Annotated in this window: 25 protein-coding genes, 2 tRNA genes and 1 pseudogene; 12 read left to right on the forward strand and 16 right to left on the reverse strand. The window is 73.6% G+C overall.

Translation table 11 applies throughout. The annotated features are described in order from the left end of the window. Positions 1-11: 11 nt before the first annotated feature. The 4 genes and pseudogenes from AC0GKK_RS15450 to AC0GKK_RS15465 all read right to left on the reverse strand — a co-directional run bounded on the left by AC0GKK_RS15450 (position 12) and on the right by AC0GKK_RS15465 (position 3,020). Complete coding sequence (locus tag AC0GKK_RS15450) at positions 12-1,013, reverse strand: esterase/lipase family protein (protein ID WP_489881942.1); 1,002 nt, start codon at positions 1,011-1,013, stop codon at positions 12-14. A gap of 240 nt (positions 1,014-1,253) precedes the next feature. Then, entirely contained in the window at positions 1,254-1,802 is a 549-nt protein-coding gene (locus AC0GKK_RS15455) for an acyl-CoA dehydrogenase family protein (protein ID WP_489881943.1), read from the reverse strand. A 73-nt stretch (positions 1,803-1,875) separates the two neighbouring features. Beyond that, positions 1,876-2,457: pseudogene (locus AC0GKK_RS15460) on the reverse strand (acyl-CoA dehydrogenase family protein); the annotation flags it as partial. A 32-nt stretch (positions 2,458-2,489) separates the two neighbouring features. Next, entirely contained in the window at positions 2,490-3,020 is a 531-nt protein-coding gene (locus AC0GKK_RS15465; RefSeq protein ID WP_224401032.1) for an SCP2 sterol-binding domain-containing protein, read from the reverse strand. 98 nt (positions 3,021-3,118) lie between these two features. Between AC0GKK_RS15465 and AC0GKK_RS15470 the strand changes: the two genes are divergently transcribed. From AC0GKK_RS15470 to AC0GKK_RS15485, 4 genes are all read left to right on the forward strand, one after another. Further along, positions 3,119-3,724: a TetR/AcrR family transcriptional regulator gene (locus AC0GKK_RS15470; RefSeq protein ID WP_489881944.1), complete on the forward strand. Its 606-nt coding sequence runs from the start codon at positions 3,119-3,121 to the stop codon at positions 3,722-3,724. A gap of 64 nt (positions 3,725-3,788) precedes the next feature. Further along, positions 3,789-4,976, forward strand: coding sequence for an IS701 family transposase (locus tag AC0GKK_RS15475; protein ID WP_073578377.1), 1,188 nt, complete (start codon positions 3,789-3,791; stop codon positions 4,974-4,976). Between the two features lie 582 nt (positions 4,977-5,558). After that, positions 5,559-5,939 (forward strand): hypothetical protein, encoded by a 381-nt coding sequence (locus AC0GKK_RS15480; RefSeq protein WP_405420665.1) that lies wholly within the window; start codon positions 5,559-5,561, stop codon positions 5,937-5,939. Positions 5,940-6,051: 112 nt separating this feature from the next. Beyond that, positions 6,052-6,438, forward strand: coding sequence for a hypothetical protein (locus tag AC0GKK_RS15485; RefSeq protein ID WP_489881945.1), 387 nt, complete (start codon positions 6,052-6,054; stop codon positions 6,436-6,438). A gap of 115 nt (positions 6,439-6,553) precedes the next feature. Here the strand turns inward: AC0GKK_RS15485 and AC0GKK_RS15490 are convergent, their stop codons facing one another. Beyond that, entirely contained in the window at positions 6,554-7,999 is a 1,446-nt protein-coding gene (locus tag AC0GKK_RS15490) for a hypothetical protein (RefSeq protein WP_489881946.1), read from the reverse strand. A gap of 80 nt (positions 8,000-8,079) precedes the next feature. Next, on the reverse strand, positions 8,080-8,802 hold the full coding sequence (gene deoC / locus AC0GKK_RS15495; protein WP_489881947.1) for a deoxyribose-phosphate aldolase: 723 nt from the start codon (positions 8,800-8,802) through the stop codon (positions 8,080-8,082). 169 nt (positions 8,803-8,971) lie between these two features. Between deoC and AC0GKK_RS15500 the strand changes: the two genes are divergently transcribed. Continuing rightward, positions 8,972-9,436 (forward strand): STAS domain-containing protein, encoded by a 465-nt coding sequence (locus AC0GKK_RS15500; RefSeq protein ID WP_073573723.1) that lies wholly within the window; start codon positions 8,972-8,974, stop codon positions 9,434-9,436. On the opposite strand, the gene AC0GKK_RS15505 is transcribed toward AC0GKK_RS15500, so the two are convergent. After that, complete coding sequence (locus AC0GKK_RS15505; protein WP_489881948.1) at positions 9,412-10,860, reverse strand: flavin-containing monooxygenase; 1,449 nt, start codon at positions 10,858-10,860, stop codon at positions 9,412-9,414. The two genes, AC0GKK_RS15500 and AC0GKK_RS15505, sit on opposite strands and share 25 nt — an antisense overlap. A 113-nt stretch (positions 10,861-10,973) precedes the next feature. Here AC0GKK_RS15505 and AC0GKK_RS15510 point away from each other — a divergent pair, with 113 nt between their 5' ends. After that, complete coding sequence (locus AC0GKK_RS15510; RefSeq protein WP_482636183.1) at positions 10,974-11,921, forward strand: calcium/sodium antiporter; 948 nt, start codon at positions 10,974-10,976, stop codon at positions 11,919-11,921. Positions 11,922-11,943: 22 nt separating this feature from the next. Then, positions 11,944-12,138, forward strand: a complete 195-nt coding sequence (locus AC0GKK_RS15515) for a hypothetical protein (RefSeq protein WP_346107717.1) — start codon at positions 11,944-11,946, stop codon at positions 12,136-12,138. A 4-nt stretch (positions 12,139-12,142) separates the two neighbouring features. Here the strand turns inward: AC0GKK_RS15515 and AC0GKK_RS15520 are convergent, their stop codons facing one another. The 3 genes from AC0GKK_RS15520 to AC0GKK_RS15530 form a co-directional block, all read right to left on the reverse strand. After that, on the reverse strand, positions 12,143-13,849 hold the full coding sequence (locus AC0GKK_RS15520) for an ATP-binding SpoIIE family protein phosphatase (protein WP_489881949.1): 1,707 nt from the start codon (positions 13,847-13,849) through the stop codon (positions 12,143-12,145). A gap of 84 nt (positions 13,850-13,933) precedes the next feature. Beyond that, positions 13,934-15,100 carry an RNA polymerase sigma factor gene (locus tag AC0GKK_RS15525; protein ID WP_489881950.1) on the reverse strand — a complete coding sequence of 389 codons (1,167 nt, stop codon included), beginning with the start codon at positions 15,098-15,100 and terminating at the stop codon, positions 13,934-13,936. Beyond that, entirely contained in the window at positions 15,097-15,504 is a 408-nt protein-coding gene (locus AC0GKK_RS15530) for a YciI family protein (RefSeq protein WP_251783304.1), read from the reverse strand. The genes AC0GKK_RS15525 and AC0GKK_RS15530 overlap by 4 nt, the downstream gene beginning before the upstream one ends. A gap of 122 nt (positions 15,505-15,626) precedes the next feature. Here AC0GKK_RS15530 and AC0GKK_RS15535 point away from each other — a divergent pair, with 122 nt between their 5' ends. Beyond that, positions 15,627-16,055, forward strand: a complete 429-nt coding sequence (locus tag AC0GKK_RS15535) for an SRPBCC family protein (protein WP_100879109.1) — start codon at positions 15,627-15,629, stop codon at positions 16,053-16,055. 18 nt (positions 16,056-16,073) lie between these two features. Here the strand turns inward: AC0GKK_RS15535 and AC0GKK_RS15540 are convergent, their stop codons facing one another. Next, a complete protein-coding gene (locus AC0GKK_RS15540; RefSeq protein WP_346107710.1) occupies positions 16,074-16,958 on the reverse strand; it encodes a helix-turn-helix transcriptional regulator in 885 nt (294 codons plus the stop codon). Positions 16,959-17,142: 184 nt separating this feature from the next. Between AC0GKK_RS15540 and AC0GKK_RS15545 the strand changes: the two genes are divergently transcribed. The 4 genes from AC0GKK_RS15545 to AC0GKK_RS15560 all read left to right on the forward strand — a co-directional run bounded on the left by AC0GKK_RS15545 (position 17,143) and on the right by AC0GKK_RS15560 (position 19,224). Continuing rightward, positions 17,143-17,856 carry a DUF3159 domain-containing protein gene (locus AC0GKK_RS15545; RefSeq protein ID WP_489881951.1) on the forward strand — a complete coding sequence of 238 codons (714 nt, stop codon included), beginning with the start codon at positions 17,143-17,145 and terminating at the stop codon, positions 17,854-17,856. Positions 17,857-17,897: 41 nt separating this feature from the next. Further along, complete coding sequence (locus tag AC0GKK_RS15550; protein ID WP_489881952.1) at positions 17,898-18,329, forward strand: SDR family NAD(P)-dependent oxidoreductase; 432 nt, start codon at positions 17,898-17,900, stop codon at positions 18,327-18,329. After that, the gene (locus tag AC0GKK_RS15555) at positions 18,245-18,886 is read left to right on the forward strand and encodes an SDR family oxidoreductase (RefSeq protein ID WP_489884027.1); all 642 of its coding nucleotides are present in this window, start codon (positions 18,245-18,247) and stop codon (positions 18,884-18,886) included. Before AC0GKK_RS15550 ends, AC0GKK_RS15555 begins: the two co-directional genes overlap by 85 nt. A 155-nt stretch (positions 18,887-19,041) precedes the next feature. Then, positions 19,042-19,224 carry a hypothetical protein gene (locus tag AC0GKK_RS15560; RefSeq protein ID WP_405420698.1) on the forward strand — a complete coding sequence of 61 codons (183 nt, stop codon included), beginning with the start codon at positions 19,042-19,044 and terminating at the stop codon, positions 19,222-19,224. Between the two features lie 250 nt (positions 19,225-19,474). On the opposite strand, the gene AC0GKK_RS15565 is transcribed toward AC0GKK_RS15560, so the two are convergent. The 5 genes from AC0GKK_RS15565 to gyrA form a co-directional block, all read right to left on the reverse strand. Next, positions 19,475-19,550, reverse strand: a tRNA-Ala gene (locus AC0GKK_RS15565). Positions 19,551-19,586: 36 nt separating this feature from the next. Beyond that, positions 19,587-19,697 carry a DLW-39 family protein gene (locus tag AC0GKK_RS15570; RefSeq protein WP_208820446.1) on the reverse strand — a complete coding sequence of 37 codons (111 nt, stop codon included), beginning with the start codon at positions 19,695-19,697 and terminating at the stop codon, positions 19,587-19,589. 40 nt (positions 19,698-19,737) lie between these two features. Continuing rightward, a tRNA-Ile gene (locus tag AC0GKK_RS15575) sits at positions 19,738-19,811 on the reverse strand. 95 nt (positions 19,812-19,906) lie between these two features. Next, entirely contained in the window at positions 19,907-20,629 is a 723-nt protein-coding gene (locus AC0GKK_RS15580; RefSeq protein WP_062399051.1) for a DUF3566 domain-containing protein, read from the reverse strand. A 98-nt stretch (positions 20,630-20,727) separates the two neighbouring features. Next, a complete protein-coding gene (gyrA, locus tag AC0GKK_RS15585) occupies positions 20,728-23,151 on the reverse strand; it encodes a DNA gyrase subunit A (protein WP_405421641.1) in 2,424 nt (807 codons plus the stop codon). Between the last annotated feature and the right edge of the window lie 16 nt (positions 23,152-23,167).

A 23,167-nucleotide genomic window follows, 5' to 3' on the forward strand; every position in this document is an offset into this window, starting at 1 on the left:
CCCGCCGGTCGTCAGCCGCGCGCGTACTCCCGCAGCGGCGGCTCGGCCGCCACCCGCGGCTCGGTCGCGATGCTGGTCGCGACCTGCCCCAGCAGCCGCGCCTCGTTCGCCGGGAGCTGCGTCCGGTCGACGGCGGGCATGACGTCGGCCAGGCAGACGGCGCGGTCGATCCGGCCCGCGTCGGCGGGGCCGTCGTGGTCCAGCGCGTCGGCGACGACGGCGTACCCGACCGGGTCCGTGCTGCCCATGGTCAGGTGCTCGGCGACGTGCACCGGGCAGATCGACTGGACGGGGACGTTCGCGACCCGGCCCGCGCCGTCACGACGCAGCTCCGAGCTCGCCGCGGGCGGCAGGTTCGGGACCACGACCTCGTCGGTCACCGTGTAGACGACGGTGTAGTCGATCCCGGCGAACGTCTCCGGCCCGTCGTCGAGTGCGGCGAGGAACCGGGAGCCGGTCCGCTGCTGCCAGAACGCGGGGACGCAGCCGGGTCCGCAGACCGGGTAGGCGTCGAGCGTGCCGTGGTTCGACGGGTCGATCCCGATCATGTCGGTGACCATGCCGCGGGTGTCCGGCCAGTACTTCAGCGCCCAGCGCGGGACCATGCCGCCCTGGCTGAACCCGACGACGGAGATCCGGCCGCCGGCCTCCTCGTGCATGGTGCGGATCGCATGGACGACGTGCTCGGCCGCGACCTGGATGTCCCCGGTCGCGTGCGCGGGCAGCTGCACGAGGCAGTGGGCCCGGCCCTCCTGCGCGAAGGCGCGGGCGTAGTTCCAGTCGAAGTTGACGTCGGGGTCCAGCGTCGTCCCCGGCACCAGCAGGACCGGGGTGCCCGCGGAGCCGGCGAGGTCGCCGTGGCAGGTGAGGCTCTCGTCCAGGCCGGGCGCGGTGAGCGCGGGCCCGGGGTCGGGGTCGCGCTCCGGGGAGGCCGCCGCCACCCCCGCGACGCCGGTCAGGCAGACCGCGGTGACGGCCAGCGCGAGCAGGGTGGACCTCGTCGTCCGTGCCATGTCGTCCCCCGTTGTCGATCTTCTCGATCGGTGAACGAGGGCGGCGGCCTGCGGTGACGCGTTCTCGTCGGTCCGACGACGAACGGGTGCGCCTCCGGCGGACGGGCCGGAGCCCGGACGACGGCCCGCGAGGCGGCCGCCGCGGCGTCCCGGACGAGCGGCGCGTCGCCCGCGGCGGGAGCCACGCCCCGCCCGGCGAGGCCGGCCCACTGATCGTCGCAGCGGACCGGCCCGCCGGGGTCACGCCAGGTGCTTCCCGGAGATCGCGCGGGCGATGACGAGCTGCTGGATCTGTTCGGTGCCCTCGAAGATGTCGTAGATCTTCGAGTCGCGGTGCATCCGCTCCACCGGGTGCTCGCGCGAGTAGCCCGCACCGCCGAGGATCTGGATGGCGCGCTCGGTGGTCCACACCGCGACCCGGCCGGCCTTGAGCTTGGACATCGACCCCTCGCCCGCGGTGAACGGGACGTTGTTGCGGCCCATCCACGCGGCCCGGTGCACGAGCAGCCGGGCGGCGTCGATCTCGGTCTTCATGTCCGCGAGCATGAACGAGATCGACTGGTTCTCGATGATCGGACGGCCGAAGGCGACGCGGTCCTTGGCGTACTCCAGCGCGTACTCGTAGGCGGCGCGGGCGATGCCGATCGCCTGCGAGCCGACCGTCGGGCGGGACAGCTCGAAGGTCTGCATCGCGGCCGAGCCCGTCGACCTCTCCCCCGACCGGGCGCGGGCGAGCCGCTCGTCGAGCTTCTCCTTGCCGCCGAGCAGGCAGGAGCCGGGGAGCTTCACGTCGTCGAGGAAGACAAGTGTGCGACGCGCGCAGACCCATCTTCTTGATCTTGCGGGTGGACTCCAGGCCGGGGGTGTTCGGCGGGACGACGAACGCGGCCTGGCCCTTGCTACCCAGGTCTGCGTCGACGACGGCCTGCACCACGTGGATGTTCGCGATGCCGCCGTTGGTGGCCCAGGCCTTCTGGCCGGTCAGGGTCCACTCGTCCTTCGCCTCGTCGTAGACGGCGCGGGTACGCATCGCCGAGACGTCCGAGCCGGCCTCGGGCTCGGACGAGCAGAACGCGCCGACCTGCGGCTCGGAGGCGTCGCCGTAGCACTGCGGGATGAACTCGACCATCTGCTCGGGCGTGCCGGAGGCGAAGATGCCGGCCACCGCGAGGGTGGTGCCGAAGATCGCCATGCCGATGCCGCCGTCGCCCCAGAAGAGCTCCTCGTTGACCAGCGGCATGGACAGGCCGGTCTCGTCACCCCAGAAGGAGGCGAGGGTCTCGAAGTTGTAGAGCTCGATCTTCGCGGCCTCCTGCAGGATCGGCCACGGGGTCTCCTCGCGCTCGTCCCACTCGGCGGCGGCCGGGCGTACGACGTCGGCGGCGAAGCCGTGCACCCACTCCTGCAGCTCGCGGTGCTCCTCGGACAGTTCGAAGGAAGTCATCTCAGCTCTCCGCTGGTCGGTCGCGGTTCTCGTCAGGCAGACGGGATCTGGAACATCTTCTGCAGGGCGGTCGCGAAGCCGACGTCGCCGGAGACCTTGAGCTTGCGCGTCATGAACAGGGTCACCGGGTTGGCGTTGTTCGTGGCGACCTTGAGGAACTCGGTGCCCGGCATGGTCAGCGCGGTCCGGGCCTCCTCGTCGGTGCCCTCGGTGACGGTGCAGGTCCCGTTCTGCAGCACGGTCTGGAAGCTGTCGGTCGTCGAGCCGTCCTTGATGTGCCAGTGCACGACCTGCCGGTTCCCGGAGGCCCCCTTCGACGAGTAGAACTCGCTCATCCGGCCGAAGATCGCTTCCAGCACCGGCCGGCGGACCTCGGAGGACATCACGGTCGCCAGCTGCTGCTTCGACGCGGTCTTGACCAGGCGGGCGAACAGCGACGGGTCGACGTCCTTCGCGTTCCCGTCACGCAGGGCCGTGCCGAGGGTGGAGATCAGCTGCTCGTCGGACAGGGACTTCGGGTCGACGCTGCGACCCAGCTCGTTGATGTCGACCGTGTCGGCCATCGCTCGCTCCACCTCGCCGTGGTTCACACAAGTGTCCGGTACTCGCCGTACCGGCTCGGACGGGGCTTACTTTACGCAGCAGTAGCTAAGCTGTCGAGATGGCACCCCCACCCCGCCGCAGGCTCCCTCCCGCGCAGCGCGAGAAGCAGGTCCTCGACGCGGCGGTGCGCGTGTTCTCCCGGGACGGGTTCCACGACGCGTCGATGGACACCGTCGCCGACGAGGCGGGGCTGTCGAAGCCGATGGTCTACACGCACGGCGGGGGTTCGAAGGAGGAGCTGCTGCGGCGGTGCATCCGCCGCGAGTCCGACCGGCTGCTGGAGTCGGTCTCCGGCGCCGCCGCCGGGGCACCGGCCGACGCCGAGGTGCGCCTGCACCGCGGACTCCGGGCGTTCTTCGCCAGCGTGACCACCCACCGCGACGGCTGGTCGGTGCTCTACCGCCAGGCCCGCACCGGGGCACTCGCGGACGAGGTGCACGCGGCGCGCACCCGCATCGTCGACCGGGTGGCACAGCTGCTGGCCGCCGAGCTGGTCGCCCCCGAGGGGGTCGACCCCGCGACGGTCACCACCCCGATCGCGGCGGCGCTGGCGGGTGCGGCCGAGGGTCTGGCCGACTGGGCCGGCGACGGCGGGGACCCCGACGACCTCGCCTCGACGCTGATGGCGCTGGTGTGGCCGGGGCTGGCCCTGCTGCGCTCCTAGTACTGCAACGGCGTTTCGGCGTGTCGTGAGAGGCTGATCCGGGTTCGGCGGTGATGATCGCCGGGTGGTGGATCTTGCTGGATGGGTAGCGGCGTTGGACCAGGTCATCGCGTCGATCGGGCCGCGGTTCTTCCGTCGTGAGCCCCGCGCGCGGGCCGGGGCGTATGTGCGCGGCCTGCTGGCCGGGTTGGAGCGCAAGAACGGGTGGACTCTGGCCGAGCATGCGGGGGCGGTCTCGCCGGACGGGACGCAGCGGATGCTGCGCACCGCTGACTGGGACGTCGACGGGGTCCGCGACGACGTGCGCGACTACGTCCTCGACGCCCTCGGCGACCCCGCAAGTGAGGTGTTCGTGGTCGACGAGACCGGGTTCATCAAGAAGGGCCTGCGTTCGGCGGGAGTGCAACGCCAGTACACCGGTACCAGCGGCAAGGTCGACAACTGTCAGCTCGGGGTGTTCCTGGCCTATGCCAGCTCGAAGGGGCGGGCGCTGATCGACCGCGAGCTCTACCTGCCGACCTCGTGGACCGAGGACCGGGACCGCTGCGCCAGAGCCGACGTGCCCGATGAGGTCGGGTTCGCCACGAAACCCCAGCTCGGGCTGGCGATGCTCGACCGCGCCCACGCCTGCGGGGCCCTCACACCCCGCTCGTGGGTGACCGCCGACGAGATCTACGGACAGAATCCGACCTTCCGCACCTGGCTGGCCGACCGGGAGATTCCGTTCGTGCTGGCCACTCGCAACGACGACGTCCTGACCAGCCCGGACGGGCATCGCCGCCAGGCCAAGGTCCTCGCCACGATCGCCGGCGCCCGCGACCCCGACACCGGCCGCAGCGGGTGGGAACGGCGCCAGGTCGGCGCGGGCGCGCACGGAGAGCGGATCTATGACTGGACCACCGTCGCCCTCGACCCGGCCGGCCTACCCCACGGCTGGGGACACTGGCTGCTCGTGCGCCGCCAGACCGAACCCGGGCAGGGCAAGACCACCCGGGAGCTGGCGTTCTACCGCTGCGCCGCCCCCGCGGCCACGCCGCTGCGCGAGCTGGTCCGCGTCGCCGGCGCACGCTGGGCGATCGAGGAATGCTTCCAGACCTCCAAGAACGAAGCCGGCCTCGACCACTACCAAGTCCGCTCCTACCGAGCCTGGTACGCCCACATCACACTGGCCATGCTCGCCGCCGCCTACTTGTCCGTCACCCGCGCACAGGAGGCCGAAAAGGGGGATCTCCAGCCGAGCGGACCGGCCTGATCCCGCTGAGCGGCAACGAGATACGGCGTCTGCTCGCCACCCTCATCCTCACCCCAGCCGCCTGCCTGGCCAGCACACTCGCCTGGTCCACCTGGCGCCGACGACGCCAGCACCAGGCCCGGACCTGCCACTACCGCCGCCGCGGCCAACGCCCACCAGCCTGACAAAACGCCGTTGCAGTACTAGTCCCTTCCGCCGGGAAATCGATCACAGTGCAATCGATCACCGGGTCGCGATTGTCACCATAATAGAGGGAAATCGAGCCGTAACCCCGCCGTGTCCACGTGCAACGGCATTCGCGCGCGTTGTTCGGAGTGCGCGTACAGGCCGGATGTCACTCGAATGAGTGATGTCGCCGATTCACCGGTCCGGCAGCTCAGAGCCAAGCCCACCTATTGTCCGAGGGTGTCGGGATCGCTACGTGCAACACATCATCAGCGGTTCACCGAGACGGGTGTCGATGACGTCACACGGTGTCGGCGCGCATTACGGGAGAACGCCGGTTACCTTTTTTCGCAGTACGTCCCCCGAATTCCGGGGCGTGCAGCCGACAGCAGTGAACCCATGAAGGGAACGCATTCCATGCGTCAGTCCGTGCGTACTCTGGCCGCCGCCGCCATCGCCGTCCCGATGACCCTCGGTGCGGCCGGGATGGCCTTCGCCGACGACACCGTCGATCAGGGCCAGGCTTCCGAGGCCACCGCATCGTCCGAGCAGGGTGCCGCCACCGAGCAGGGCAACAGCTCGTTCGCCCCGGTCACCCAGGCGAACCCGGCGCTGAACGTGAGCGACGTCCTCGGCCTGAGCGACTTCGCCAACGAGGACTACGACGGCGGTGAGGGGTCCGGACAGCAGATCGTCCAGGACAACTCGATCGACTCCTCGAACGAGCAGGGCAACACGGCCTCCACCGAGCAGGCCCAGAAGACCGTCGTCGAGCAGATCGCCGGCCTCGCGGGCTGATCCGCCGTCGTCCCCGGCCGCCGGGCACAACCCACCCGCTCCGGCGCCTACCGCCCGTGCCGGCCCCTACGACCGGGTCGGCCGGGACCCTTCCCCGAGAGGATCGTTCCCCATGCGCAAGTCCTTCCGCATCGCCGCCGCCGCGGCGCTCGCCGTCCCCATGACCATCGGTGCGGCCGGCATGGCCTTCGCCGACCACGAGCGCGGCGACCGCAGCGAGACCAGCACCCAGGAGACCGCGGGTTCGGCCACCGGCACCCAGTCGTCGGAGAGCACCCAGGGCAACGCCAACGGCGCCCCGGTGACCCAGGCGAACCCGGCGGCGAACGTCGACGGCATCGCCTCGCTGAGCGACTTCGCGAACGAGGACGTCCGCGGCGGCTCCGGCCAGGAGATCGTGCAGGACAACTCGATCGACTCGTCGAACGAGCAGGGCAACAAGGCCTCCTTCGAGCAGGCCCAGAAGACCGTCCTGGACCAGGTCGCCGACCAGTCCTGAGACACCCGAGGTCCGGGGGCACAGCCCGGCTTCTCCGGCGAACGGGCCGGTCCGCGGACGGGCGGGCCGGCCCGTTCGTGTGTCCGGGGCGCGCCTGCCGGCCGGGTGGTGGCGCTCAGCCCTCCGTCGCCGGACGGGTGACCAGGCGCCGGGTGCGGTCCGGCAGCCGGTCGACGATGCGGCCGATCCGCTCGGTGGTGCCCTGCAGCGGCGCGAGCGCGTCCGCCAGCACCCCGATCTGCCGGTCGAGCGCGTCGATCCGGGCCGCGACCGACCGCAGGTCCGGGGCGACGGCGGTCAACTGGCTCGCGGCCTGCGCGAGGTTGACGTTCAGCGCCGCCAGCCGCGGGGTCCCCTCCGCGTCGGCGTCCGCGACGGCCGCGGCGATCCGCCGGACGGCGCCCTGGTCGCCGGTGGCGGCGGCCAGCGTCGCAAGGTCCTCGCGCACGGTGGCGAGCACCCGCAGCGGCTCCACCGCGCCCGCGAGGGCGGCGAGGTCGCCGGGGGTGCGGGCCAGCTCCTCCAGCGGTCCGACCGCCTGGGCGAGCCGCGCGAGGTCGGCCCGGGTCGCGGCCAGCTCGTGCACCGCGGGCACGGCACCGGTCAGGCTCTCCAGGTGCTCGCGGGCCGAGGCCAGCTCCCGCAGCGGCTCGACGGCGCCGGCGAGCTGCGCCAGGTCGGCGCGGGTGGCGGCGAGCTCCTGGAGCGGGGCGACGGCGTCGGCGAGGCGCTGCAGCGAGGTGACCGCCCCCGCCAGCGCAGCCAGGTCGCCCGCGGCGGGGGCCAGCTCGCGCAGCGGCGCCGCGGCACCGGCCAGCTCGTGCAGGTCGTCCCGGACCGCGGCCAGCTCGGACAAGGGACCGACGGCCGCGCCGAGCTCCCGCAGCGACTCCACCGCGCCCGCCAGCTCCGACAGCGGACCGACGGCCCCCGCCAGCTCCTGCAGCGAGGCCACCGCCCCGCCCAGCTCCCGCAGCGGCCCGACCGCGGCGGCCAGCTCGTGCAGGTCGCCCCGCACCGCGGCCAGCTCCCGCAGGTCCTCCCGCATCCCCGCCAGCTCGTGCAGGTCCCCGCGCACCGCAGCCAGCTCGTGCAGGTCCTCCCGCACCCCGGCCAGCTCGTGCAGGTCCTCGCGCACACCGGCCAGCTGGTGCAGGTCCTCGCGCAGCCCGGCGAGCTGGTGCAGGTCGTCGCGGGCACCGGCCAGCTCGCGCAGTGGTCCGGCGGCCCCGGCCAGCTCGACCACAGCCGCGGTCAGCCGGTCGATCCGCTCGACGGTCACCGGGTCGTCCCACAGCGTCACGACCCGGCCGAGCACGTCGTCGAGCACCGGGGCGAGGCCGGTCAGGGAGGCGTCGACACCGGCGATGCGCCGCGGCAGCGCGGCGACGTCGGCCGCGACCGACGGCATCGCCTCGACCGCGCGCGGGGCCTCGGCCAGCCAGCCGGGCAGCCGGCGGCCGATCTCCACAGCCGCGCCGACCGTGCCGAGGGCGGCGCCGATCAGGGTCCCGGTGACGCCCGCGGGCGACCAGGAGCTCGGGAGGGGCTGCTTCGCCATCGGTCTCCTCCGGCGCTGACGGGAACGTGCTCGGTCAGCTTCGCAGATCCGGCGGCCCGGTGTACCGCTCGGTAGCTCCCTCAGTACGACGCGTCGTCCACCCGGGCCGCCGCGTCGCCGCCGGCGTCGCGGGCCGCGGCGTCGTCGAGGATCGTGGCCGTACCGCTGGTGCCGAAGCGGGTGACGCCCGCGGCGTGGAAGGCCAGCACGGTGTCGAGGTCCCGGACCCCGCCGGAGGCCTTGACCTGCACCTGCGGTCCGACGGTGGCGCGCATGAGCGCGAGGTGCTCGGGCGTGGCGCCGCCGCCGGCGAACCCGGTCGAGGTCTTCACGAAGGCCGCGCCCGCCGACTCGGCGGCCCGGCAGCCGGCGACCACGTCGTCGTCGGACAGCAGCGCGGTCTCCAGGATCACCTTCACGACGCGGCCGTCGGCGGCCCCGACGACGGCGGCGATGTCGGCCTCGACGTCGTCGGTCAGGCCGCTCCGCAGCCGGCCGACGTTCAGCACCATGTCCAGCTCGGCGGCGCCGTCGGCGATCGCCTGCCGCGCCTCGGCGACCTTGGCCGCGGTGCTGGTCGTGCCGTGCGGGAAGCCGATCACGGTGCCGACGGCGACGCCGGTCCCCGCGAGCCGGGCGGCGGCGTGCGCGACGTCGGACGGGCGTACGCACACGCTGAAGATGCGGTAGCGGGCGGCGAGGTCGAGCTGGGCGTCGACCTCGGTGCGGGTCAGCTCTGGCTTGAGGATCGCGTGGTCGATCATCCCGGCGATCGCGGCGGCGGAGAGGGTCGTAGCGCTCACGGTGGTCCTTCGGGTCCCGGCGGGAGGATCGCCCCCGCGGGTGGTCGGCGGTCGGGTGCGAAGGCTACGCGCCCGGGGCGCCGCCGATCAGCACATGCGGTGACGGCCACCCGCTGCAATGCTGCTCGGACGTACCGGTGATCCCGGTGGCCGAAGGGGGTTCCCGACCATGGCGGACGACGACCGCTCCGTGCCGGATGCCGCGCAGGCCGCCGCTCCCGGGCCGACGCTGCGCTTCGAGCAGTCCAGCCACCCGGCGGGCGCCACCGTGCTGCACGCGATCGGCTCCATCGACGACGACACCTCCCCCGACCTGTGGGTCGAGATGGGCATCTGGTCCGAGGCGGGTCCCGAACTCATCCTCGACCTGACCGGCGTGGACTTCCTGGGGACGGCGGGGCTGAACTCGCTGCTCCAGTCGCGCGACATGCTGGGCGCCGAGGGCAAACGGCTCCGGGTGTACTGCGGTTCGAGCCGTCCCGCCCGACGCGCACTCCAGGTGACCGGCGCGATGGACCTGTTCGACGTCGTCGACCGGATCCCCGAGGAACCGGCCTCGTCGCGGAACATGCTGTTCGGCGTACCGGACCCGGACGTCCGCCTGGACGGTCAGCGCCGCTCGAACGACGGGTAGCCCGCGGCGGCCTCGTCGTCGCAGGCGCGTAGTACGCCCGCGACCCCGCCGGGCACCGCGTAGGGCGCGACCGGCTCCGCCGCGCACGACAGCGCCTCGATCGTCGACAGGCCGTCGGCGTCGAGGGCGCCGATCGCCCGGTCGACCCACTCGACCTGCCCCTGCAGGCAGGCCGCGTCGTTGCCGTACCCGAGGGTCGGCGCCAGCGGCGCGAACAGGTTCGGGAAGCCGGGGTGCGCCATCCCGAACAGGCCCGGCCCGGTGCCCAGCCGCCGCCCGTCGCGGCCGACGACGTCGATCCCGGCCCGGGTCGCGCCCGTGTCGAACCCGGTGGCCAGCACGATCGCGTCCAGCCCGACGACGGTCCCGTCGGCCAGCCCGACCCCCTCCGGCCGGATCCGCGTGACCGGGTTCCGGGCGACGGGGAGCACCTCGACGTCGTCGCGGTGGAAGGACTCCAGCCACCCCTGGTCGGTCGCGACGGGCCGCAGGCCGTAGTCGTCGCCCTCCGGGACCAGCGCCGCCGCGAGGCGGTCGTCGCCCAGCCGCGCCCGCATCCGGTCCCGGACGACGGCGGCCGCCGCGGCCCGCAGTGCCGGGTCGGACGCGAGTCCGGCGAGCCGGGCCGGGTGCAGCGCCAGCGGGTCCTCGTCGTGGACCGTCCCCAGATTGTGGAGTCCTCTGTGGACAGACGGGTGTCCGGTGCCGGACGGTGTGGACCGAACCGCCTCGCGCATCGCGGGCAACCGGTCGCGGTAGGCCGCGCGCTCCGGCCAGCCGAACATCGGGTTGGCCGCGGGCAGCACGAACCGCGGGGTTCGGGCCAGGACGGTGAGCCGGCCGACCCGCCCGGCCAGGGCCGGGACCAGCTGGACCGCGCTCGGCCCGCAGCCGACGACGCCGACCCGCAGCCCGTCGAGCCGGGGTCCCCCGGCCGGCCACGCTCCGGTGTGGACGACCGGCCCGGTGAAGTCCGACCGGCCGGGGACGGCGTCGGTGCGGGGCGCGGTGAACGACCCCGTGCAGCGGACCAGGAACCGCGCGGACAGCTCGTCGTCGCCGGTGCGGATCCGCCAGCGGCCGCCGTCCCAGCGGGCGGCGGTGACCGGTGTGGACAGTCGCAGGTCGCGGTGCAGGTCGAGCCGGTCGACGACGAACCGCAGCCAGCGCAGCACCTCGTAGCCGGCCGGGAAGCGCTCGCTCCACCCCCAGTCGCGGTACAGCTCGTCGGAGAACAGGTACTGGTAGGCGGCACCCTCGGTGTCGATGCGGGCACCCGGGAAACGCTGGTGGTGCCACACCCCGCCGGGTTCGGGCGCGGCGTCGACGCAGGTCACCCGCAGACCGCGCCGGCGCAGCAGGTGCAGCGCGTACAGACCCGCGACCCCCGCGCCGACGACCACGACGTCGTGCTCGTCCTCCACCGGCCCAGCGTGGCCGATCCGGGACGTCGCCGGACCGACCTGTCTCAGATCGACACGCGGCGCCCGGTGGGCGAGGCTGGGTCCGTGGTGTCCGGCGGGATGCGGTAGCGGCGGTGGAGGCGGTCCTCCTCGGGGTCGGCGGTCTCGTACTGCTGCTCGTCGGCGCCGAGCTGCTCGTCCGGTCCGGCAGCAGGCTCGCCACCCGGCTGGGCCTGTCCCCGATGGTCATCGGGCTGACGGTCGTCTCGGTCGGCACGAGCCTGCCCGAGCTCGCGATCGGCATCGACGCGGCACGCTCGGGCAGCCCGGGCATCGCCACCGGCAACATCGTCGGGACCAACCTGGCGAACCTGCTGCTCGTGCTCGGTCTGGGCGCGCTGCTGCGACCGGTCGCGTTCGACCGGCGCACGCTGCGCTTCGACCTGCCCGCGATGGTCGCCGCCGCGCTGCTGCTGTTCGTCCTGTCGCGCGACGGGTCGATCGGCCCGGCCGGCGGGGTCGTGCTGCTCCTCGCCGCCGTCGGCTACGTCGTGCTGGTGCTGCGCACCTCCCCGCGCGAGGACGTCACCGCCGAGGCCGACGCCGGCGACGGGCGCGGCGGCCCGCCGGTGCAGCTGCTGGTGCTGGTGGTCTCGCTGGCGCTGGTCGTGCTCGGCGCGGAGTGGCTGGTCGACGGCGCGGTGCAGGGGGCGCTGGTGCTCGGCGTCGACGAGGCGGTGATCGGGCTGACGGTCGTCGCGCTCGGTACGTCGGCGCCCGAGCTGGTGACGATGCTGGTCGCCGTCGCACGGCGGGAGACCGGGCTCGCCGTCGGGAACCTGGTCGGGTCCAGCGTCCTGAACATCGCGCTCGTGCTGGGGGCGACGGTGCTCGCCGCACCCGGCGCGACGATCGCGGTCCCGCCGGACGTCGTCGACGCCGACCTGGTGCTGCTGGTCGTCGCGACCCTGGGGACGGGGCTGGCGATGCGGACCGGCTCCCGGCTGTCGCGGCCCGAGGGCGGACTGCTGGTGCTGGGCTATGCGGCCTATCTGACCTGGTTGGTCCTCACGCGGGTGTGAGCGGGTGTCGCACACTGGGCGCATGACCGCATCCGACGACGCATGGTCCTGGCCCGACGCGACGACCGCGGCGCGCGACCTCGCCGCGCACCTGGAGGACGCCGCCCGCGCCCTGCGCGACGGCCGCGCGGAGGTCCGCCGGTCCGCGACCGGCACCGCCTCCGACGGTCACCGGCAGCTGGAGGTCGACCTGACCTGGCGCGAGGACGCGTCCTAGGGGGTCAGCGCGCGGCGAGCTCGGCCCACACCCGCTTGCCGCGGCCCCGGGGGTCACAGCCCCAGGCCTGCGCGACGGCGTCGACGAGCTGCAGGCCGCGCCCACGCGCCGCCCGCAGGTCGATCGGCTGGAGCAGCGGGCCGCCCGCCCCCTCGTCGTCGACCTCGATCCGCAGGGCGTCCCGGCCCCGGACCAGGGTCAGGCGGAACGCGGTACGGGCGTGGTCGACGACGTTCGCGACGAGCTCCTCGATGACCAGCATCGCGTCGGCGAGGGTGCCGGGGGCGAGGTCCCAGCCGACGAGGACGCGTTCCGCGGAACGCCGCGTCTCCCGGCCGACCCCGGCGTGCGGGACGTGCTCGGTGACGACCCGGTCGACGTCGCCGGTGCCGGGCTCCTCGACCTGCACGACGACCACCCCGGCGTCGTCGCTGAGGTGACCGCCGCAGTGCGCGAGGGCGGCGTCGGTGAGGGCGCGCGCGATCGTGTCGGCGTCGGCGCCCGGGTCGAGCGAGGCCAGCGTGCGCCGGGCGCCCTCCTCCCCCAGCTGCTCCCAGTGCCCGCGCACGTGCGCCTCGGTGATGCCGTCGGTGTAGAGCACCAGGCTGTCGCCCGCGGCGAGGGTGACGGCCTCGTCGGCCACCATCGGGGTGGTGCCGATGCCGAGGACCAGCCCGCCGCCGCCGTGGAACTCCGCGGTGCCGTCGGCCCGTCGCACGAGGGCGGGCGGGTGACCGGCCGAGGCGAGGTCGGCGTGCCAGGTGTCGGAGGGCCCGCGGCGCAGCGACGCGAGCGCGGCGGTGACGAAGCTGGTGCGGCCGTCGAACCAGACGTGCAAGACGTCGTTGACGGTGCGCAGCACGGCGGCCGGGTCGTTCTCGAAGTGCGCGGCGGTGCGGGTGGCCGAGCGGGCCAGCGCGGTCGTCCGGGCGGCGCCGGCGCCCTTGCCCTGGACGTCGCCGATCACCACGGCGACGCCGTCCGGGATGGGGACGGCGTCGTAGAAGTCGCCCATGACCTCCACGCCGGAGCCGCCGGGCAGGAAGCGGGCCGCGATGTCGACCCCGGGCAGCCGCGGGGGCTGCGCGGGCAGCAGCGACTCCTGCAGCGTCCGGGCCAGCGTCTCGATCTCGGCGGCGTCGCGAGCGGCGGCGACCGCCTGCCGCTCGGTCTCGCGCAGGGCCAGACGCAGCGCGATCTCGCCCTCGACGGCGTCGGCCAGGGTGCGGATCGTCTCGCGGTGCAGCGGGGTCCAGTCACGGACGACCACGTCCATCGCGCAGAGGTTGCCCACGACCTGGCCCGCGGGGTCGCGCACCGGCACGCCGAGCCAGGCGGCCGCACCGAAGTCGGTCATCAGCGAGAGGTCGCGCAGCCGTGGGTCGGCCCGCACGTCACCGGCACAGATCTCGCCGCCCGACTCGATGACGACCTTGCACCCGCTGTCCTCGACGGGCGCCGACCAGACGCCGTCCGGCCCGACGATCCGCGCGGGCTCGGGCGTGCCCTTGAGGAAGGTCCGGACCTCGTCGACGACGGTCAGCATGACCGCCGGGGTGCCGAGGACCACCGAGACCAGCCGGGTCAGGCGGTTGAACGCCTCGTCCGGCCCGGTGTCGAGCAGCTGGGTGGCCCGGACCGCGGCCAGCCGTGCCGGCGACGTCAGCGGCGACGGTGCCGCGACCGCAACGGGATCCGACACCAGGCTCATTCGCATGATCCTTGCACCGCTGCGTGCCGGCGTCCTGTCGGTGTGCCTCGGAGGCCGGGTGATCGTCAATTGTGACGATGCGGTTCAGCCCGCCGATCCCGTGTGGAGACGGGCGGCACACCGGGTCAGGTGGTCCCGTTCGGCCGTGGAGGACGCCAGTGCCGCGGCCTCGGCGTAGAGACGCGCGGCCGTGGCCCGCTCCCCCGCCCGTTCGTGCAGGTGGGCGCTGACCGCGGTCCGGCGGGGCAGCGCCGGGTCGAGATCGGCGAGGGCCGCCAGCCCGGCCCGTGGCCCGTCGGCCTCCCCGACGGCGACCGCCCGGTTCAGCCGGGCGACCGGGCTGCCGGTGAGCCGGACCAGCTCGTCGTACCACTCGACGATCTGGGGCCAGTCGGTCTCCCCGGCGGCCGGCGCGTCGGCGTGCAGGGCGGCGACGGCCGCCTGGGCCTGGAACTCCCCCAGCCGGTCGCGGGCCAGCGCGGCCTGCAGCACCGCCACCCCCTCGGTGATCAGGGCGGTGTCCCAGCGGCCGCGGTCCTGCTCGGCCAGCGGCACCAGCTCGCCGGCCGGGCCGGTGCGGGCGGCGCGTCGGGCGTGGTGCAGCAGCATCAGCGCGAGCAGGCCCGCGACCTCGGGATGGTCGACCGACGCCGCGAGGCGCCGGGTCAGCCGGATCGCCTCGGCGGCGAGGTCGACGTCGCCGGAGTAGCCCTCGTTGAACACCAGGTAGAGGACCCGCAGGACGGTCGCGACGTCGCCGGGGCGGTCGAACCGCTCCCCCGCGACGGTGCGTTTGGCGCGGCTGATCCGCTGCGCCATCGTCGCCTCGGGCACCAGGTAGGCCGCGGCGATCTGCCGGGTGGTGAGCCCGCCGACCGCGCGCAGGGTGAGCGCGACCGCCGACGACGGCGACAGCGACGGGTGCGCGCACAGGAAGTACAGCTCGAGCGCGTCGTCGTGGTCCGGCGCCGGGCCGGGCGCCGGCTCGGCCTCGGCCCGTTCCTCCCGGCCACGACGCGCGGTCTCCGACCGGGTGGCGTCGAGGAAGCGGCGCCAGGCCACCGTCACGAGCCAGCCCTTCGGGTCCCGAGGCGGGTCCGCGGGCCAGGTCCGCAGGGCCTCGACGAGCGCGTCCTGCACGGCGTCCTCGGCCGCCGCGAAGTCCGCACCGCGGCGGCCGAGGATCCCCAGTACCTCCGGGACGAGGCCGCGCAGCAGCGCGGCGTCGGCGCCGGCCACCTCGCCGCTCACTCCGTGACGGTCGGCGGGGCCTCGAGGAACGGGCGCAGCTCGATCCACTCGTGGATCGGCTCCCCACCGGCGCCGGGGGCCGCCGACAGCCCACCGGTCAGCTCGACGGCCCGCTCGTAGCTGTCGACGTCGACGATCATCCAGCCGGCGACGAGGTCCTTGGTCTCCGCGAACGGACCGTCGGTGACCGGCGGGCGGCCCTCGCCGTCGTAGCGGACGAAGGTGCCCTCCGGCGCCAGCGCCTGGGCGTCGACGAACTCGCCGGTCTCCTTCAGGGACTCGGCGAAGTCCTGCATGAAGCGGATGTGCGCGGTGACCTCCTCGGGAGCCCAGCGGTCCATCGGGACGTCGTTCTTCGGGGCCGGGGCGCCGCGGTAGTGCTTGAGCAGCAGGTACTTGGCCATGGTGTGTCTCCTCGGTGCTCGTCGCGGCCCATCCTGGCCGCGTTCACCCCGGGGACGGAACCGGACGCGCGTTCTCGACATGTCCGCTCGATTTTTCTCCTACCCGTCAGTAAGTTCCGCACATGATCAGAGCGACGTCCGTCCGCACCGTGTCCGCGACGCCCGAGACGGTGTGGTCGGTGCTGTCCGACCACGAGGGCATGTCGGCGTGGGCGCCGGGCCTGAAGGTGGCCGTCACGCGGGCCGGGACGCCGGAGCCCAACGGTGTCGGCACCGTCCGCAAGGTCGGCATCGGCTCGCCCGGTCCGATCGTCGAGGAGGTCACCGCGTTCGAGCCGGGGCGACGCCTCGGGTACCGCGCGCTGGCCGGTGTGCCGCTGAAGAACTACCGCGGCGAGGTCACGCTGCGCCCGGTCGGCACCGGTACCGAGATCACCTACGCGGTCGAGGCCGACAAGCGGCTGCCGGCGGGCGAGACGCTGCTCGCGAAGGGACTGTCGAAGGTGCTGCTGTCCGGCCTGGTCCGCGGGGTCGGCGCCGGTCCGCGCTGACCGGCCCTGCTGCCCGGGTCAGGTCTCGTCCGGCCGCGGGCCGACCGGCTCGCCGTGCCGGTACCAGGCGGCGGACGGTGCCCCGATGACCGAGAGCAGCTGCAGCTTCTCGTGGGTCTCGCTGCCCGGGACGGCGGTGTAGACCAGCAGCAGGTGGGACTGGTCGGGGTCGAGCAGCGTCTGGCAGTGCAGCTCCAGTGGGCCGACCTCGGGGTGGAGGAGGCGTTTGACGTCGTCGGTCCGGACGCCGACCTCGTGGGAGTCCCACAGCGCGCGGAACTCCTCGTTCTCCGGGTACAGGAGATCGGCGAGGTGGGCCGCGCGGGACCCCGGCCCGCGCCGGGCCGCGACCGCCCGCAGGCTCGAGACGTAGCGGCGCGACAGGAACGCGTGGTCCTCCTGCGGGTGGAGCAGACGGGCGCCGGGGTCGGTGAACCAGCGGTAGCCGATGCTCCGCGACGGGCCGGTGAACCCGGTGGTGTCGCCGGTCAACGCGACCCCCAGTGAGGTCTGGCGCAGCGTCTCGCCGAGCTCGGTGACGATCTCGGCGGGGGTGTCGACGAGGCGGTCGAGGATGCGCAGCAGGCCGGGACCGATGTGGTCGCTGGTCGCGCCCCGGGCGGGCGGATGCTGCCCGGCGAGGCGGAACAGGTGATCGCGCTCGTCGAGCGAGAGGTGCAGCCCCTGGGCGATCGCGGCGATCATCTGCTCCGACGGCCGCGGGCCACGCTCCCGTTCGAGGCGCGCGTAGTAGTCGGTCGACATGTGGCACAGCGCCGCGGCCTCCTCGCGGCGCAGCCCGCTGGTACGACGACGCTGCCCCCGCGGCAGCCCCACGTCCTCCGGTTGCAGTACCTCACGGCGCCGCCGCAGGAACTGGGCCAGGCCCACCCGGTCGATCATCCGTACCGCCTCTCGGTCGCCTCCGTCCGTTCCTACCGGGACACACGGCGCGGAGCCACGGACCGTCGATCCGCCCCACCCGGTCGGGGCCGCACGGCCCAGGGGTGGATCGGGAGGCCGTGGTTGCGGGCCGGCGGTGGGGCGAACGTGGTCGGCACACGGCCACCGACCCGAGGAGCCCAGCGTGCCGAACGAACTCTTCCCGCTCGACCCGACCACCACCGTGCCGCCGGGCCGCCCGGAGGAGCACCGCACCGACGAGCCGGCCCGGGCCGCGGGTGCCGCCACCCTGTCCGCGGCGATGCGGACCAGCCTGGACCGCTCCGGCGGCGCCGTCGGGATCCTCCTCGCCGCCGCGCCCGCCGTCGCCTTCGTGGCGGCCGACGCGGCGGGCGGGCTGACCTGGGCGTTCATCGCGCTCGCCGTCGCCGCGCCGGTGACGTTCGGCGTGCGCCTGGCCCGCCGGGAGTCACAGCGGGCCGCCGTCGTCGGTCTGGCGGTGGCCGGCGTGTGCGCCGCCGCCCCCGCGTTCTCCGGCGAGGCCCGGGCGTTCTTCCTGCTCCCCACCCTGATCCCGGCCGCACTCGGCGTGCTGTTCCTCGGCTCGGTCCTCGTCCGCCGCCCGGTGACCGGGACCCTGTTCAACCGGCTGGTCGGCGGCCCCGAGGACTGGCGTGGGCACCCCCGGCTGATGCGCGTCTACACCGTCAGCACGCTGGCCGGCGTCGTGCTCCACGCGCTCAACCTCACCCTGCGCGCCGTGGCCTACCTCGCGGACCGGCCCGCCGTCCTGGCCGCGCTCGGCGTCGCCGCCGTACCGGCCTTCGCCGCGCTCGCCGCGGGCACCCTCGTCGCCGCCCGCCGCGCGATCGGCCCCCGCGGCGCCACCGCCGCCTGACCACCGCCCGACCTCGAGCACCGCACCACCAGGGAGACAGCATGTCCCGCACCCGCGACATCACCATCGGCGACCTCACCGGCCGGCTCGCCGTCGTCACCGGCGCCAGCGACGGCATCGGGCTCGGTATCGCCACCCGGCTCGCCGCCGCAGGAGCCGAGATCGTGCTGCCCGTCCGCAACCGGCGCAAGGGCGAGGCGGCGGTCGACGCGATCCGCACCCGCGCCCCCGGCGCGACCGTGTCCCTACGCGAGCTGGACCTGTCGTCGCTGGGCTCCGTCGCCGCACTCGGTGTCATGCTGCGGGGCGAGGGCCGCCCGATCCACATCCTGGTCAACAACGCCGGCGTCATGACCCCGCCCCGGCGACGACCGTCGACGGCTTCGAGCTGCAGTTCGGCACCAACCACCTCGGTCACGTGGCCCTCGTCGCGCACCTGCTCCCGCTGCTGCGCGCCGGCCGGGCACGGGTGACCTCCCAGCTCAGCGTCGCCGCCCGCCGCGGCCGGATCGCCTGGGACGACCTCCAGGCGCAGGTCGGCTACGGCAACGGCATGGCCGCCTACGCCCGGTCGAAGATCGCGTTCGGGCTGTTCGCCCTCGAGCTCGACCGCCGCAGCCGCGCCGGGCGCTGGGGCATCACCAGCAACGTGTCCCACCCCGGGATCGCCCCGACCAGCCTGCTCGCCGCGCGTGCCGAGGTCGGTCGCGAGCAGCCCGCGCGGGGACGACGGGTGATCGGCGCGCTCTCGGCCCGCGGCATCCTCGTCGGGACCGCGCAGAGCGCCGGGCTGCCCGCGCTGTACGCCGCGACCTCCCCGGACGCACACGGTGGGCGGTTCTACGGGCCCGACGGATTCGGGGGTCTGGGTGGTGCGCCCACCGAGCTGGGCCTCTACCGGCCCCTGCGCAGCACCGACGACGCCGAGCGCATCTGGCGCGTCTCGCAGGAGCTCACCGGGGTCTCGTTCGACGGTGGGGACGCCGTCGCGACCGAGGACACGGTCGTCCTGCACCGCGACGCCCGGTGAGCACGGGGGTCGGACCCCGGCGGCGCGCCGCCACCATTCCTCGACGCCGCGACCGACCTCGCCCTCCCACTCGTCAGCACCGTCCCGGGTGCTCGGCTCGCTGCCGGTGCGCCGGAGCGCGCATGGATCGGCCGGGAACGGGCACGACACAGGACATGAGCAACCACGAACGCCGACGGGGCCTGGACGAGGTCATCGACCCGGAGGAGGGCGCGACGCCCGACCACCGTGAGCACGCCAAGACTCCGCACCCGCCGGACGACGAGGAGCTGGAGCGCCGCGCGCAGCGCGAGCGGGAGCAGACGGGTGCCGGCGGCCCGCTGCGCGAGGACGGCTGAGCAGGCCGGACGACGGGTGGGTCGGTCGGCTCACGGAGTCGGTCGGCCCGTCCGCGGCACGGGTCCGCAGCCACCGGCACGGGGCCTGCGCCGGAGCGGCGTGTTCCACGTGGAACAGCTGGGCACCCGGGAGAACCGCATGTGGTGGGTGGTCGCCCACCGGGACACCGCCACGACTGCGTCACAGTGGCGGTCGGGCCGTCCGGCGGGTCGCCCCGACCACGGACACCGGCGAGAAGTGCGTATCAGCTGGTGGAGACAAGGGGAATCGAACCCCTAACCCCCGCCTTGCAAAGGCGGTGCTCTGCCAATTGAGCTATGTCCCCTGGTGGGTCCCGATCACGGTACCCCGGGAAGCGGAGTCAGCGGGTGGTGGCCTCGTGCCACAGGTCGTCGGACCCGACGCCGCGGAAGCGGGACCAGCCGAAGTACGCAGCACCGGCGGCGACGGCCAGCACGAACAGCTTCTTCATCGGAGGTCTCCTCGCGAGTGACTGTCGGAGGGGGAAGGTGTGGGCCTAGCTGGATTTGAACCAGCGACCTCATCGTTATCAGCGATGCGCTCTAACCAACTGAGCTATAGGCCCGTGCAACAGGAGAAACACTACCGCACGGGGTCGAGCGGGTTACGAGGGGGTCCCCCTCCGCCCGGCCCCGTGCGGGGTGCGCGACGACGCTCCGGTCAGTCCCGCTCGGAGAGCGTGACCTCGATGCCGCCGACCAGGTCGGCGGCCACGTTGTAGACGAACGCGACCACGGTGATGGCCACCGCGAACAGCAGGCTGTTCACCGCGCCGACGACGGCTGCGAGCCCGAAGACCCGGCCGACGCTGATCAGCGAGCCCCCGGTCTCCTGCTGCGAGGTGACCAGGTCGGCGTAGGTGCCGTTGAGCCGGTCCCAGACGCCCATGCCGCCGAGCACGCCGTAGAGGACGCCCGCGGCGACCATCCACACCAGCCACAGCACGACGGCCAGCGCCAGGGCCATCTTCAGCACCGACCACGGGTCGAGCCGCTTCAGCTGCAGCAGCGCCTGGCGCGGGGGCCGGTTGCGGACCGAGGCGCGCGGCGTGTCCGCCGGGGCCGTGCCGTTCTCGCGTTGCTCCGGGTCGCGGACGGCGGTCGTCGCGCCGGCCGCACCTGCGCCGGGGGCGGTCATGAACGCGGTCGGGGCCTCGCTGAGCAGCGAGTCCGCGACCGAGCCGCCGTCGCGGTCGTCGTGGGTGTCGGGCACCCGGCGCCACGGGGGCGGCGAGGCCGCGGCCGGGTCGGCCGTGGGCTCGGCGTCGTCGCGCGGGCCGGGGACGTGGTCGGCCGGGGCCGCCGTCGTCGACGGGTCGTGGTCGGCGTCGGTGGCGACGGTGCGGGCCTCGTCCTGCGACGGGGTGCGGTCGTCGGTGCTCACGAGTGGGAGCTCTCCTCGCTGGTCGTCGCTCGGTACTGCCCCGGTCCCACGGCGTGTGCCGGGTGGCCGGCCCCGCGGGGCCGGCCACCCGACGTGCACTACGCCTGCTGGCCCGGGTCCTCCTCGGTCTCCTCCGCGTTGCGGGCGACGGCCAGCAGCGTGGAGCTCTCGCCCAGGTTCATCAGGCGGACTCCCTTCGTCTGCCGGCCGGCCTTCCGCACCTCGCGGGCGGAGGTCCGGATGACCCCGCCGGTGGAGGTGATCGCGTACAGCTCGTCGTCGATACCGACGATGAGCGCACCGACCAGCGTGCCACGCCGACGGTCGTACTGGAGGGTCAACACTCCCTTCCCGCCACGGCCCTGAACGGGGTAGTCCTCGATCGGGGTGCGCTTCGCGTAGCCACCGGTGGTGGCCACGAGCAGGTAGGTGTCGGAGCGGATCACGCCGAGGGCCAGCAGCTTGTCGCCCTCGTTGAACCGCATCCCCAGCACACCGGAGGTGGCGCGGCCCATCGGGCGCAGCGCGTCGTCGGACGCGGTGAACCGGATCGACTGGCCCTCGGCGGACACGAGGAGCAGATCGTCGTCACCCGAACAGAGGACGGCGCCGACCAGCTCGTCGTCGTCGCGCAGGTTGATGCCGATGAGGCCGCCGGCCCGGTTGGAGTCGAAGTCGGTCAGGCGCGACTTCTTCACCAGGCCGTTGCGGGTGGCCAGGACCAGGTACGGCCGTGCCGAGTAGTCCTTGATCTGCATGACCTGGGCGATCTCCTCCTCCGGCTGGAGGGCCAGGAGGTTCGCCAGGTGCTGGCCGCGCGCGGTGCGGTTGGCCTCGGGCAGCTCGTAGGCCTTGAGCCGGTAGACCCGCCCGCGGTTGGTGAAGAACAGCATCCAGTCGTGCGTGGAGCACACGAAGAAGTGGTTGACGATGTCGTCCTGCTTCAGCTGCGCCCCCTGCACGCCCTTCCCGCCGCGCTTCTGGGCGCGGTACAGGTCGGTCTTCGTGCGCTTGGCGTAGCCGGTGCGGGTGATCGTGACGACGACGTCCTCGACCGCGATCAGGTCCTCGTCGGTGACGTCGCCGTCGTAGCCGACGATCCGGGTGCGGCGGTCGTCGCCGTGGGCCTCGACCAGCTCGGCGAGCTCGTCGCGGACGATCTGCCGCTGGCGCTCCGGACGGGCCAGGATGTCCTGGTAGTCCGCGATCTCGCGCTCGATCTCGGCGAGCTCGTCGATGATCTTCTGGCGCTCCAGCGCGGCGAGGCGACGCAGCTGCATGTCCAGGATGGCCTGGGCCTGGATGTCGTCGACGTCGAGCAGGTCGATCAGGCCGGCCCGGGCGACGTCGACCGTGGCCGACGCCCGGATCAGGGCGATGACCTCGTCGAGCGCGTCCAGCGCCTTGACCAGACCACGCAGGATATGGGCCCGCTCCTCGGCCTTGCGGAGCCGGTAGCGGGTCCGCCGGACGATGACCTCGATCTGGTGCCGGACGTAGTGCCGGATCATCTGGTCGAGGCGCAGCGTGCGCGGGACGCCGTCGACGATCGACAGCATGTTCACACCGAAGCTGTGCTGCAGCTGGGTGTGCTTGTACAGGTTGTTCAGGACGACCTTGGCGACGGCGTCGCGCTTGAGCGTGACGACGATCCGCATGCCGATGCGGTCCGAGGACTCGTCGACGATCTCGGAGATCCCGGCGATCTTGCCGTCGCGGACCATGCCCGCGATCGACTCGATCAGGTTGTCCGGGTTGACCATGTAGGGCAGCTCGGTGACCACCAGGGTGGTGCGGCCCTTGGCGTCCTCCTCGACCTCGACGACGGCCCGCATCCGGACCGAGCCGCGCCCGGTCCGGTAGGCGGACTCGATGCCGTCGCGCCCGACGATGAGGCCGTGGGTCGGGAAGTCCGGCCCCTTGATGCGCTCCATGACCGCTTCGAGCAGCTCGTCGTCGGTGGCGTCGGGGTTCTCCAGGCACCAGGCGACGCCGGCGCCGACCTCGCGCAGGTTGTGCGGCGGGATGTTCGTCGCCATGCCGACCGCGATGCCGGAGCTGCCGTTGATGAGCAGGTTCGGCACCCGCGACGGCAGGACGACCGGTTCCTGGGTCTTGCCGTCGTAGTTGTCCAGGTAGTCGACGGTCTCCTCGTCGATGTCCTGGAGCATCGCCATCGCCAGCGGCGAGAGCCGGCACTCGGTGTACCGCATGGCCGCGGCCGGGTCGTTGCCGCGCGAGCCGAAGTTGCCCTGCCCCTGGATCAGCGGGTAGCGCATCGACCAGGGCTGGGCCAGCCGCACGAGGGCGTCGTAGATCGCCGAGTCGCCGTGCGGGTGGTAGTTGCCCATGACGTCGCCGACGACGCGGGCGCACTTGACCGGGGCGCGGTCGGGCCGGAAGCCGTTCTCCCCCATCGAGTAGAGGACGCGGCGGTGGACCGGCTTGAGACCGTCCTCCACCAGCGGCAGCGCCCGCCCGACGATCACGCTCATCGCGTAGTCGATGTACGAGCGCTGCATCTCCTGCTGGATGTCG

Source organism: Pseudonocardia sp. P-1, assembly GCF_058111925.1.

What these genes read in the sequence shown, in the direction of transcription:
- AC0GKK_RS15480 (WP_405420665.1), top strand. Translation starts at nt 5,559, where the DNA reads ATGCGTCAGTCCGTGCGTACTCTGGCCGCCGCCGCCATCGCCGTCCCG.
- AC0GKK_RS15465 (WP_224401032.1), bottom strand. Translation starts at nt 3,020, where the DNA reads ATGGCCGACACGGTCGACATCAACGAGCTGGGTCGCAGCGTCGACCCG.
- AC0GKK_RS15515 (WP_346107717.1), top strand. Translation starts at nt 11,944, where the DNA reads ATGACCGCATCCGACGACGCATGGTCCTGGCCCGACGCGACGACCGCG.
- AC0GKK_RS15530 (WP_251783304.1), bottom strand. Translation starts at nt 15,504, where the DNA reads ATGGCCAAGTACCTGCTGCTCAAGCACTACCGCGGCGCCCCGGCCCCG.
- gyrA (WP_405421641.1), bottom strand. Translation starts at nt 23,151, where the DNA reads ATGCAGCGCTCGTACATCGACTACGCGATGAGCGTGATCGTCGGGCGG.
- AC0GKK_RS15485 (WP_489881945.1), top strand. Translation starts at nt 6,052, where the DNA reads ATGCGCAAGTCCTTCCGCATCGCCGCCGCCGCGGCGCTCGCCGTCCCC.
- AC0GKK_RS15450 (WP_489881942.1), bottom strand. Translation starts at nt 1,013, where the DNA reads ATGGCACGGACGACGAGGTCCACCCTGCTCGCGCTGGCCGTCACCGCG.
- AC0GKK_RS15520 (WP_489881949.1), bottom strand. Translation starts at nt 13,849, where the DNA reads ATGAGCCTGGTGTCGGATCCCGTTGCGGTCGCGGCACCGTCGCCGCTG.
- AC0GKK_RS15500 (WP_073573723.1), top strand. Translation starts at nt 8,972, where the DNA reads ATGGCGGACGACGACCGCTCCGTGCCGGATGCCGCGCAGGCCGCCGCT.
- AC0GKK_RS15570 (WP_208820446.1), bottom strand. Translation starts at nt 19,697, where the DNA reads ATGAAGAAGCTGTTCGTGCTGGCCGTCGCCGCCGGTGCTGCGTACTTC.
- AC0GKK_RS15535 (WP_100879109.1), top strand. Translation starts at nt 15,627, where the DNA reads ATGATCAGAGCGACGTCCGTCCGCACCGTGTCCGCGACGCCCGAGACG.
- AC0GKK_RS15550 (WP_489881952.1), top strand. Translation starts at nt 17,898, where the DNA reads ATGTCCCGCACCCGCGACATCACCATCGGCGACCTCACCGGCCGGCTC.
- AC0GKK_RS15540 (WP_346107710.1), bottom strand. Translation starts at nt 16,958, where the DNA reads ATGATCGACCGGGTGGGCCTGGCCCAGTTCCTGCGGCGGCGCCGTGAG.
- AC0GKK_RS15560 (WP_405420698.1), top strand. Translation starts at nt 19,042, where the DNA reads ATGAGCAACCACGAACGCCGACGGGGCCTGGACGAGGTCATCGACCCG.
- AC0GKK_RS15470 (WP_489881944.1), top strand. Translation starts at nt 3,119, where the DNA reads ATGGCACCCCCACCCCGCCGCAGGCTCCCTCCCGCGCAGCGCGAGAAG.
- AC0GKK_RS15490 (WP_489881946.1), bottom strand. Translation starts at nt 7,999, where the DNA reads ATGGCGAAGCAGCCCCTCCCGAGCTCCTGGTCGCCCGCGGGCGTCACC.